Annotated in this window: 9 protein-coding genes; all 9 read left to right on the top strand. The window is 52.9% G+C overall.

Annotation, left to right across the window (positions count from 1 at the left end; genetic code table 11):
• Positions 1-567: 567 nt before the first annotated feature.
• The 9 genes from Q0482_RS09955 (at position 568) to Q0482_RS09915 (ending at position 10,522) form a co-directional block, all read left to right on the top strand.
• Positions 568-1,932, top strand: a complete 1,365-nt coding sequence (locus Q0482_RS09955) for an FAD-dependent oxidoreductase (protein ID WP_299145947.1) — start codon at positions 568-570, stop codon at positions 1,930-1,932.
• 161 nt (positions 1,933-2,093) lie between these two features.
• Positions 2,094-2,618, top strand: a complete 525-nt coding sequence (locus tag Q0482_RS09950; protein ID WP_299145945.1) for a hypothetical protein — start codon at positions 2,094-2,096, stop codon at positions 2,616-2,618.
• Positions 2,618-3,916, top strand: coding sequence for a glutathionylspermidine synthase family protein (locus Q0482_RS09945; protein ID WP_299145944.1), 1,299 nt, complete (start codon positions 2,618-2,620; stop codon positions 3,914-3,916). The genes Q0482_RS09950 and Q0482_RS09945 overlap by 1 nt, the downstream gene beginning before the upstream one ends.
• A 1,177-nt stretch (positions 3,917-5,093) precedes the next feature.
• Positions 5,094-5,630 (top strand): biotin transporter BioY, encoded by a 537-nt coding sequence (locus Q0482_RS09940; RefSeq protein ID WP_299145942.1) that lies wholly within the window; start codon positions 5,094-5,096, stop codon positions 5,628-5,630.
• A 52-nt stretch (positions 5,631-5,682) separates the two neighbouring features.
• Positions 5,683-6,180, top strand: coding sequence for a MaoC family dehydratase (locus Q0482_RS09935; protein ID WP_299145940.1), 498 nt, complete (start codon positions 5,683-5,685; stop codon positions 6,178-6,180).
• Complete coding sequence (locus Q0482_RS09930; protein WP_299145939.1) at positions 6,177-7,367, top strand: thiolase family protein; 1,191 nt, start codon at positions 6,177-6,179, stop codon at positions 7,365-7,367. The genes Q0482_RS09935 and Q0482_RS09930 overlap by 4 nt, the downstream gene beginning before the upstream one ends.
• Positions 7,364-8,740 carry an AMP-binding protein gene (locus Q0482_RS09925; protein WP_299145937.1) on the top strand — a complete coding sequence of 459 codons (1,377 nt, stop codon included), beginning with the start codon at positions 7,364-7,366 and terminating at the stop codon, positions 8,738-8,740. Before Q0482_RS09930 ends, Q0482_RS09925 begins: the two co-directional genes overlap by 4 nt.
• Before the next feature lie 265 nt (positions 8,741-9,005).
• Entirely contained in the window at positions 9,006-9,530 is a 525-nt protein-coding gene (locus Q0482_RS09920; protein ID WP_299145935.1) for a transcription repressor NadR, read from the top strand.
• Positions 9,527-10,522: an RluA family pseudouridine synthase gene (locus tag Q0482_RS09915; protein ID WP_299145934.1), complete on the top strand. Its 996-nt coding sequence runs from the start codon at positions 9,527-9,529 to the stop codon at positions 10,520-10,522. Before Q0482_RS09920 ends, Q0482_RS09915 begins: the two co-directional genes overlap by 4 nt.
• The last annotated feature ends 626 nt before the right edge of the window (positions 10,523-11,148 follow it).

The following is an 11,148-nucleotide window of genomic DNA, read 5'->3' as shown; positions in this document are numbered from 1 at the left end:
AATTGGCTAAATTTGACGGGCTAAAAATGGCTATATTTGCCGGGCTCTAACACCGTAATGCATAGCGAGAATTAAGTAGCAGGCGGGCATTACCGTAACGGAAGGCTCCTTCCTCAGGAAGGAGCTGGGCGGAGCCCTGAGGAACACTTGAAGATAGCTCCAAGCCATTATGAGCTATCTTAGGCCCTTTTAGGGCCTCGGCCTTTTTTCAAAAGGCTGCTATCCTCCGTCGCCTCCGGCGACACCCCCTTCCAGAGGAAGGGGGCTTTTGCACTTCGCAATAGCCCCTTGGTGACACAAAAGGCATTCCCGTAACGCTGACTTTATACTCATTGCCCGAAGGGCGATACCATTACCCTCGGGCCCAAAAGGTCCGTCAAACATAAGAACCCTTTGGCCAAAGGCCGGTCAAACTTTAGAACCTTCCTTTCACAACTCTCTGAACCTTCACGCTGCACGCTGCCGGCATGTCCGCCCCCATTTTGAAATTGACATCATTCTTCCTCCTGATGTAAAATATAAATAGATATTTATAGATTTACCTATTTAAAAGAAATGAGGAAACCTATGACAGCCTATGAATACGTAATTATCGGATTTGGCAAGGCGGGAAAAACATTTGCTTCTTTTCTGGCATCCCAGGGCATCAAAACGGCGCTCATTGAAAAATCAAAAGAACGGTATGGCGGCACCTGCATCAATGTAGCCTGCATACCCAGTAAATCTCTGGAATACAGCGCCCGTCTGTCTCATGGACGGGATGGTTCTTGGGAAGAAAAAGAAAAGCGGTATGCAGAAGCGGTGGAGGAGAAGAATCGTCTCACCGCCATGCTTCGCGGGAAAAATTATGACAAGCTGGTACAGGCAGGAGTGACCGTATATGACGGCACGGCGTCCTTTGTGAATGACCATGAAATCCTGATTTCCTCTGATGAAAAAGAAGAAATCATCCGGGCAGAGCATATTGTCATCAATACAGGCGCAGCCCCTGTCATGCCGAAGGTGGAAGGGCTTGACCGGAGCGCCTTTGTCTACACCAGCGAGACCCTGATGGATGAGAAAAAGCTGCCCCGTCATCTGGTGATTCTAGGAGCCGGCTATATTGGTTTGGAATTTGCGTCCTATTATAACAATTTCGGTGCCCAGGTGACCGTCATCCAGAAGGGCTCTGTTTTCCTTCCGAAGGAAGACAGGGAAATGGCAGCGGCGGTGAAAGGACATCTGGAAAAACAGGGCATTCGCATTCTGGAAGAAGCAGACGTCCATCGGGTGGAAGATGAGAAAGAAGAGGCCTTGATTCATGTAAAGACAAAGAACGGAGAAGAAATCCTTCACGCTGATGTCCTGCTGGCAGCTACGGGACGGCAGCCTAATGTATCTTCTCTTGTCCTGGAAAAAGCAGGGGTGGAAATGACGCCTCGAGGAGCAGTGAAAGTAGACAGCCGCCTTCATACATCCAAACCTCACATCATGGCAGCCGGAGATGTGACGGGAGGCATGCAGTTTACCTATATTTCCCTGGATGATTTCCGCATCCTGAAGAGCAATTTCAACGGGGACTTGAAGAGAACGACAGAAAACCGCGGCCCTGTTCCTTACGCCCTCTTTCTGGATCCGCCGCTGGCCAGGGTGGGGATGACGGAAGAGGAAGCCCGGGCATCGGGCCGGAAAGTCCTGACTGCCTCCATGCCAGCGGCAGCGATTCCCAAAGCCCATGTACTGAAAAATCCATCAGGCCTTCTTAAAATCATTGTGGATGAGGAGAGCGGTCTCATTCTGGGAGCCCATTTCTTCTGCCTGGAATCCTATGAAATGATTAACCTGGTGAGACTGGCAATGGACCGGAAGATTCCATATTCTGTCCTTCGCGACAGCATTTACACTCATCCTACCATGACAGAAGGGCTCAATGACCTTCTTGGAATGTTGTAAATGCATGTTTTATCTATGAGGAAGACGGCGTCTTAGAGACGCCGTCTTTGTATTGGATGGCAAAAGCGGAAATAAAAAACAGGAAACCGGAAATCCCTTCATATGGTATGATACATAAAGAACAAATCATATTTCATCAAATAGAAATAAAGGAGACACACATGTATAGAAGTGCAAAGACAGCGGCCATTCTGGCTGCTTTTATGGCGGCCGGCAGCGCGGCGGTGATGATGGCAGGCTGCGGACAGGAAGAGAAGGCCCAGGGGGATGAGCTGAAGGATGAGAACGGCCGGACCTACCACTTGGTGAAAAATGAGGACGGCACGGAAACAGCCCGGTATGACAACGGCGAGGAAGTAACCTTCCGCAGGGATGAGAACGATAACCTGCAGTACGTGTCCGGCGTCTCCAGCCTGCTGCCCCTGCTCATGATGAGCTATTTCATGTTCCACGGCCTGCCGGGCTACTCCGGCCATTATGACAGGAACACAGGAAGTGTGCTGAATGACCGGCCTGCCTATACGGAGCAGAAACAGCAGCAGAATACGGGAAGCGGCTCGGGAACCTATGCAGGGAATAAGAATTCCTATGAGTCCGGCAAATCTTCCGGTAATTCCACGGTGAAGGCCCCTGCCGGCGGGAAGACCGGCTTTGGCGGCGCCGGTGTGAGGGGAGGTGCGTCCTGATGGAAAAAACATTTATGGACGACCTGGACAGAAACATATTTCCCTATGTGGAATACCCGGGCTACCCCTTCCGCTATCCCACCCATCTGCCTCTCATTGTGAATAGAAAGCAGATAGAAGAAGTGCGCCGCGTGAGCGGAGAACTTTACCGTATCTTTGCCAAGGCGGTGAAGCGGGCCATGGAATGTGATGATTCCTTTATGGACGATATGGAAATCCCCAAAAAGCTTCGGAAATATCTCCACGGCGGCAATGCCATGAAGGACCTGCCCACCTGGATTTCCCGCTTTGACTACGTCATTGAAGAGAAGACAGGACGCATCCGCATGGTGGAAATCAATGCGGATACCCCCTGCGCGGAAATCGAGGCCTACTATGCCAACGGCGTGGCGGCCCGCTATTTCGGAAAGGATAATCCAAATGCCTTTGAAATGAACGGTCTCCGCAGCTTCCTGCTGGATGTGTATCTCCGGTGCTGTGGAAATATGAGCGGTGAAGAGCTGGAAGCCCATCCCATCCTCTTTTCCTGTTTCCATGACTACATCGAAGATTTTGGAACCACAAAATTTCTCATGAATGCCATGAAAGAAGCGGTGCCGGAGGACGTGAGGCCCCATATCCTCTTTGAGACTTTCTACAACCTGGCCGTCATGGAAGACGGCAGCGTGGCCCTCCCTGACGGAAGGACCGTTTCCTTCCTCTACCGCATGCACCCCATGGAAATCCTCATCGAAGAAACAGCGGACCAGGACGGCTCCTCCCTGGGAGAGCTCATGATGGAAGGCTACAGGAATCACCGTTTCCACATGATGAATCCCCCCGAATCCATTATCATGCAGTCCAAAGGCTTCCAAGCCCTTCTCTACGCCCTCATGGAAGACCACGCCTTCTTCAGCGAAAGAGAACAGGAAATTATCAGGACCTACATTCCCGCCAGCTTTTTTATGCGGGATTTCCGGATGGATGAAAGAATGCCCTCCCTGTGGATCAGGAAACCCATCTGGGGCAGGGAAGGAAGGGGCATCGACATTATCAACGAAAAAGGGGAAACCCTGTACCGGAAAGAAGTGGAAGATCCGGAAGACGTAGTGTGCCGGAACAGCGAATCCTCCCTGGTGCAGCAGTACGTGCCCCAGCAGAAAATCGTGACCAAAACGGACGTGGGTGTACTGGAAGGATATGTCACCCTCTCCTGCTTCATGCTGGGAGATAAACCCTCCGCCATTTACGCCCGGTTCAGCGAAGAAAAAATTGCAGGAAATGAAGCGTACTGGATGCCGGTGCTCTATGAAGGATAGGGGGCGTGGATTGGGATAATTTAGTGGCTGGTGGCTAGTGGCACTGCTGCCGGCTATCGGCTGTCGGCTGACCGCCTTGGTGGGCGTGCAGCCGCGGAGCGGCTGGGTTCGAAGATCGGGATCGAGGATCGGGAGGCCGCCAGCGGCGGCAGGTTGTGGGCGCCCTTTAAAAAGAAGGGGCGCCATTCTGATAAAACCTTCACAACCGCCCTTGCGGGCGATGTAAAAGCGGCACCCCCTTTGGTGGTTGGCGCCACCACCTTTCCCCCTGTTCAGGGGGCACTATGGACGCTCAGCAATGTGCCACATGACTCTAATGGAAAGCATTGAGAGGCTTATTCTCCCCCCTGAATAGGGGGGAGTCCGGCGCAGCCGGATAGGGGGTGGCCGCGTTAGCGGCCAATTCCGCAGAATGTTCGGCACGATTTATGCAGAAGAAAGGTATTCCTGTAACGTAAGGCTCCTTCCACTGGAAGGAGCTGCCCGATAGGGCTGAGGATAGGCCTTTGCTGAGCAAAGGCGCCGCCGATAGGCGGATTTTCACGAATGTGTCACATCAGGCCCCGATGGGGCCTCGGCCTTTCTGCGAAAGGCATGCTATCCTCCGTCGCCTGCGGCGACACCTCCTTCCAGAGGAAGAAGGCTTTTGCACTTCGCCATGTACCCTTGGTGACACAAAAGGTATTCCCGTAACGTAAGGCTCCTTTCTCAGAAAGGAGCTGGGCGGAGCCCTGAGGATAGGTCTTGAAGATAGCTCCAAGCCAATATGAGTCAAATTAGGCCCCATTGGGGCCTCGGATTTTCTGCGAAAATCCGCTATCCTCCGTCGCTTCCGGCGACACCCCCCTTCCAGAGGAAGGGGGCTAACGCACTACCTCATGCAGCAGAAAGCTCATCCCGTAACGCTGACTTCATACTCATCGCCCGCAAGGGCGATACCACCACCCTCAGCCCGAAGGGCTGTCGCCCCCTGAGCGAAGCGAACACAACCTGCCGCCGTAAGGCGGCCATAACCCTCGCCCGCGGAGCGGGCGTCAACCTTCCCCTCTGAACCCTTGGGGCCAAAAGGGGCACAATAGGGGAAAGGAAAGTCGTCATCATTTGTAAACTACATAATGTAGACAGTTGACAAACGGCTCGCATGATTTTATAATGTATCCATCAACAGGAGGTTATCATGAATCAGAATCATTCTATCCGTATGCAGGTGCTGTGCGCCCTGTTTGCAGCTGTCACTGCAGTTTGTTCGCAGATTACTATTCCTATCCAGCCGGTGCCCATTACCCTTGGTACTTTCGCGGTGCTCATGGCCGGCGGGTTCCTGGGGAAGAGGTACGGGCTTCTGGCCATTATCATTTATCTCCTTCTCGGTATGGCAGGAGTTCCGGTGTTTTCCATGATGCGGGCCGGCTTTTCGGTGATTGCAGGTCCGTCGGGCGGATTTATCATCGGCTTTGCACCCATGGCCTTTGTGGTGGGGCTGATTTCCGAAAAACTGGGCTATTCCTTTAAGAATATGATGGCTGCCACCATTGCAGGTACGGCGGTATGCTACATTTTGGGGCTGGCATGGTTTATGTTCCTCACCGGTACCGGTATTTGGGCGTCCATGGTGATGTGCATGTTCCCCTTCCTGCCCGGTGACTTTGCCAAAATCCTTTTGGCTTCTTTCCTGGTGAGCAAGTACAGAAGAAGACTGGTGGGAGAATTTTAAGAGATCATGCAGCGGAAGGGAAACCTTCCGCTTTTTTGATAAGGGAGACAATATGGAAGAATTGATGAAAGCCCTCTGCACGGCCTGGGAGGACGAGTGGCAGGGCATGGTGATGGGAGAGCTCCGATACAGCAAAGGTGAGGGAGAAGCCGATGGACCCTGTGAAATTTCCTGGTCCGGCAGAAAAATCATCAGGATTCGGGCGGTGAAGGGAACTGGGCGCATGGAAATCCTTCTTTTTCCTTTTTCCGGAAAAACAGAGGGGAAGAAAAGGGAGGATAAGGGAACCTTTTGGCATACATTCCCCGCAGAGGAGGTCCGTTCCTTCAGCCTTGCCCTGGGGGACCACAATGCAATTCATCAGTCCGCCCATCCTGTGGTGAGCGGATTCCAGACTGCCTATGCTCTTACGAAGGGAAAAAATTTTGAAAGGATCCGTATCCGTTTTCACCATCTCCTCTATGCGGGAGATGCGGTGTATTTGAAAAAAGAGGGAAATACGTTTTACGGGTCTTCCCAGGTTTTGTGTTTTGAGGCGGTGATGGAATGAACCGGGTATTTCTTGTAGGCGGCCTTCGGAGCCATATAGGCATCAGGAACGGCATCTTCAAAAAAGTAAGGCCCGAGGTGCTGGGAGGCATGGTAGCGAAGGCGCTCTGTGAAAGGTATGACCTTACCTGCCCGGACGCCCTCATCTGCGGCAACGCCGTGGGCCCTGGAGGAAATATAGGCCGCCTTCTTCTTCTGGAAGGAGGACTCCCGGAGCGGGTGCCTGCCTTTACTATAGATCTCCAGTGTGCTTCGGGACTGGCGGCTATCCACATGGCTGCCCTTGCAATTATGGCTGGGGAGTGGGACGCCGTGCTGGCAGGCGGGGCGGAAAGCGCATCCCTCCAGCCCATCCGGCGGTATGCAGACAATGATGAAAGAAGCCATCTTAGAAATCCTGTTTTCACAGCGGCCCAATTCCGGCCCGGCGAATTCGGCGATGACGCCATGCTGCTGGGAGCGGAAAGGGCGGCGAAGGCGGCGGGCATTTCCAGAGAGGAAGCGGATGAGGCGGCCCTTTTAAGCCAGGAAAGGGCGAAGAAAACGGCAGAGGAGGGTCTTCTGGATGATGTCATCCTTCCCCTTTTCGGAAGCAGCCGGGATGAAGCCATCAGGAAGCGCATGTCTCTGAAGCTCCTGGAAAGGGCGCCCCGGGTCACCGATTTTCCCGGCGGCATCTTGACCGCCGCCAATACCTGCACCATTAATGACGGCGCCGCCTTCGTCCTTCTGGCTTCCGAAAGGTGGATGAAGGAAAGGGGACTTTCCCCTGTGGCGGAAATCGAAGGCTTTTCCATGGTGGGGAGCGACTCTGCCGTGCCGCCCCTGTCGGCGGATCGGGCCGTTTCTTCCCTCCTTCGGGATAAAGGCCTTTTCTACAGCGATGTGGATGCCTTTGAGTATAACGAAGCCTTTGCAGTCATCAGCGCCGATTTTCGGAAAAAACACAGAGACGTGGCGGACCGGCTGAACCTCTGGGGCGGAGCTTTGGCCTACGGCCACCCCTACGGCGCCAGCGGCGCGGAAATTATGATTCACCTCATGAAAATCCTGGAAAAGGAAGGCGGCAGGTACGGTGTGGCCGCCATTCCCGCCGCCGGCGGCGTGGGGGAAGCCATCCTCATCCGCTCGTGGGGAAGCGGCTGGAAAGAACCGCTAAAAGAAAAGACCTGGGAGGCAGCATTTTGAAACTGTATGAGTACCTTCTCCATTGGGGAAAGAAAAAGCCGGACAGCCTCTTCTACCAGGGAGACGATTTCACCATGACCTGGAAAGAGGCTGTGGAAAAGATGGAAGCGGAAAAAGAATGGATGGAGCGCCATATGCCTGCCTCCTCCCTCCTTGCCATTTACATGCACCGGAATGAAAAACAGCTTCTCTATTTCCTGGCGGCGGAATATGCCGGCATGGTGCCCGTCCTTTTCCATGAATACCTGAAGGAAGAGGAAATCGGAGCCCTCATAGAGGAACAGCATATAGGAGCCATCCTCTCCGACAGCCCTCTGCCGTCCCTGAAACTTGAAAAAGAAGGAAATCTCTATTTCTGGGCGGGGAAAGCATCCTCTCCTGCCGCAGACTTTGGCGTCCTCACCTCCGGCAGCACAGGACTTCCTAAAGTCCTCTACCGCAGGGATGAAAGCTGGGCGGACTTCTTCCCTGTGCAGGATCGCATATTTCAAGTGGACGAAACATCCCGCCTCTTCTTCCACGGCTCCCTGGCCTTCACAGGCAATCTGAACATGGTGATGGACTTCCTCTCCGAAGGCGCCTCCCTCCATGGCACAAACCGCCTTTCCCCGAAGGTATGGATGGGCCGCCTTCAGAAAGAAGGTATCACCCATATCTACATGATTCCCTCTAAACTGTCCCCCCTGTCCAAAGTGAAAAGAAAAGCAGAAACCGTCACCCACATCCTCACCGGCTCCCAGCTTATGACCGCCTCCCTTTTCCGGCGGCTCACAGGAAGATTTCCGGCGGGCCATGTAGTCCTCTACTACGGCGCCTCGGAACTCTCCTATATTTCCTACATTGAAGGGAAAGATATCCTCCAGGCCCCGGACAGCGTAGGCCGCCCCTTCCCCGGCGTCAAAGTGTCCATCGAAAAGGGGGAAATCATGGTGGACACCCCCTACGGCATCGAAGGCATTTCCATGCCCTGCACCTGCCACGACCTGGGAAGGCTCGACGAAAAAGGAAACCTCCATTTCCTGGGGCGGCGGGAAGATATGTACCATATTCAGGGCAACCACGTGCCCCGGCAGAAAGTCCTTTCCTGCCTCCTTATGACAGAAGGTGTGGAAGACGCGGAAATCGTGGCCATGAAACAGGAAAACGGCGACGACCGCATCATCGCCTTTCTGGCAGGCCCGGAAAGGGAAACAAGGGACATCGTAAAAAATCTCTCCGCCCACCTGAAGCCTTGGGAAATCCCCTCCCGCTTCATCTCCCTTCCCGCCATCCCCAGAACTTCTACAGGGAAGACGGATAGGAAGAAACTGGTGGAAATGGCAAAGGCGCCTCTCGGCGCCAGGGTTGACGCCTGCTGTGCAGGCAAAGTTTGACAGCGCCTTTGGCGCTGAGGGTTCTCAGGTTTGACACGGCCTATGGCCGTGAGGGTTGTGGTGGGCGCCTTTTAAATAATAGAAGGGGCGCCAGTATGATAAAACCTTTACAACCGCCCTGCGGGCGCGGGAAATGCACCCCTTCCGCCGCCGCAGGCGGCCATAACCTTCGGGGCGACGCCCCGTCAACATTCCCCTCTGAACCTTTTGAACTCGGGCCACTCCGTGGCCCTATGTGATACAATACTCGTAAGAGGTGGTCGAGATGGATGCACAGGAACGGCGGCAGAGGGTTTTAGACATTCTGAAAGAGGGAGAAAGGGTAAGAGGCACGGAGCTGGCGAAGGCGCTGGGGGTGAGCCGGCAGATCATTGTAGGAGATGTGGCTCTTCTGAAGGCAGGGGGCGTGCCTGTCATTTCCACGCCCCGGGGGTATTACATGAAGAAGGAGTCCCGGGGATATCTTCGCACCCTGGTGTGTTTCCACAACCGCCGGCGGACGGCAGAGGAACTGAGGCTCATTATTTCCCTGGGCGGCATGGTGCATAATGTGTCTGTGGAGCATGAAATCTATGGCAGCATCATCGCCAATTTGGAAATCAAAAACAGGGACGACGTGGATGATTTCATCCGCCGCATGAAGATGAAGAAGGCGCCTCTCCTTTCTACCATAAGCGGCGGCATTCACAGTCATCTCATCGAAACGAAGGGGGAGAAGGAAATGGACATGGTGGAAGAGGGGCTCCGTAAAGCGGGATTTCTTTATGAGGACAGGCAGGTGAATCTATGAAATCATGGACAGTATCACAGACAGAAGCAGGCACCACGGCCTGGAAATACGTGACACGCCTCCTTCCGGCAGCCGCCGGCGGTCTGCTCCGAAAAAGTATGAGGAAAAAGAATATCACCCTCAACGGGAAGAAAATGGAAGGAAAAGAAAAACTCTCTGCCGGTGACCGGATAGATGTCTGGTTCTCCGATGAGACCATTTCCAAATTTCAGGGAGAAATCATAAAGACAGAGAAAAAGCCCCTTTCCTTCTTTCCCTCCTGTATTGTCTATGAAGACGAAAATGTGCTGGTGCTGAATAAGCCAGCCGGCCTTCTTTCCCAGGGAGACGGCAGCTGCAGTCCCTCCCTGAACGACGGCCTTCTTTCCTATTTAAAAGATGAAATCACCCCGGCCTTCCGCCCCTCCATCTGCAACAGGCTGGACAGAAACACCAGCGGCATGGTGCTGGCAGGCAAAAACATGGCTGCCCTGCAGACATTGAACGAACTCATCCGCACAAGGGCGGTTGAAAAAATTTACAGCGCCGTTGTTTTCGGCAAAACAGAAAAACAGGGCACCTTCAAAGGCTGGATGGTAAAAGATGAAATCAAAAACAGAGTCCTTTATCTGGACCATGAAGAAACAGGCGCCAGATCCGTGGAAACAAGTTATGAACGGATAGCAGTGGGGAAATGGGGAAATGAGCTTGTAAGCCTGGTCAAAGTCCATCTCATCACCGGACGCTCCCACCAGATCCGCGTCCACTTCGCCAACGCCGGCCATCCCCTCCTGGGAGACCGGAAATACGGTACCAAAGAGAGCATTGCATTATCTACAGCCTGCCACATCAAAAGGCAGCTCCTTCACGCCGGAGAAATCCGTTTCCCCGATAACCTTCCGGCGCCGCTTGAAGCACTCTCCGGAAAAACATTCACCGCAGACCTGCCGGAAGATATGAAGAATTTTATGGTTTCGGAGATTCGCGTCAATCACGGAAATGATAAACCATAAATCATAAATTAAAAAATCAGCTCCTTCTGGGGCTGATTTTTTTCTGTAAAAAGACAGCACAAAAACACGGATACAAATCCGTGCCACACAGTATTGCGGGCCTCTGGGGAAGCGCTGATTCAATCATTGTCTGCTTTTATTCTTGAAATTTTATGCAATGCAAGGAATGGGATGACGCGAATAGCGAGCTATTTAAGGAATCCCATGACGAAGCAGTACATAAAATTTCTTATAAAAGCAGACTCTGTGAATGAATCAGTGCTTCCCCAAAATCAGGCGGCAACGCTAAACTGCAGGAAAAAACTGCGTCAACCCTGCTCTTGTCGTCCGGGAATGCGGGCTCATGCTGCAAAGGATGATATCCGTGTTTTTTGTTTTGTTGTCATACTTTTTTACGAATCTGCAGAATTCGTTCCGACATCTCTGGGCCCCGGGAAGTCGGGGAGGGAAATCAGGAGTTTGTATACAGGGATTCATGGTATCCTTTCTGTCAAAGCTGCATTCCGGCCGGAATATTCGCGATATACATGACAGATGGGAATAGAATCCTTCCATGGAGTTTCCTGATTTCCTTCTCCATACATTTATATTGCATAAGCCCCTCATTTTTACAACCTGCCTTTATA

The organism is uncultured Dialister sp. (assembly GCF_937959425.1).
Lineage (GTDB): Bacteria > Bacillota > Negativicutes > Veillonellales > Dialisteraceae > Dialister.
Note: the sequence above shows the minus strand (reverse complement) of the source record. Positions and strands in the feature narration are given on the sequence as shown.

Bases quoted from the DNA above. Each gene is read 5' to 3' on its own strand.
- Q0482_RS09955 (WP_299145947.1), top strand. From the start codon at position 568: ATGACAGCCTATGAATACGTAATTATCGGATTTGGCAAGGCGGGAAAA.
- Q0482_RS09950 (WP_299145945.1), top strand. From the start codon at position 2,094: ATGTATAGAAGTGCAAAGACAGCGGCCATTCTGGCTGCTTTTATGGCG.
- Q0482_RS09920 (WP_299145935.1), top strand. From the start codon at position 9,006: ATGGATGCACAGGAACGGCGGCAGAGGGTTTTAGACATTCTGAAAGAG.
- Q0482_RS09930 (WP_299145939.1), top strand. From the start codon at position 6,177: ATGAACCGGGTATTTCTTGTAGGCGGCCTTCGGAGCCATATAGGCATC.
- Q0482_RS09935 (WP_299145940.1), top strand. From the start codon at position 5,683: ATGGAAGAATTGATGAAAGCCCTCTGCACGGCCTGGGAGGACGAGTGG.
- Q0482_RS09945 (WP_299145944.1), top strand. From the start codon at position 2,618: ATGGAAAAAACATTTATGGACGACCTGGACAGAAACATATTTCCCTAT.
- Q0482_RS09915 (WP_299145934.1), top strand. From the start codon at position 9,527: ATGAAATCATGGACAGTATCACAGACAGAAGCAGGCACCACGGCCTGG.
- Q0482_RS09940 (WP_299145942.1), top strand. From the start codon at position 5,094: ATGAATCAGAATCATTCTATCCGTATGCAGGTGCTGTGCGCCCTGTTT.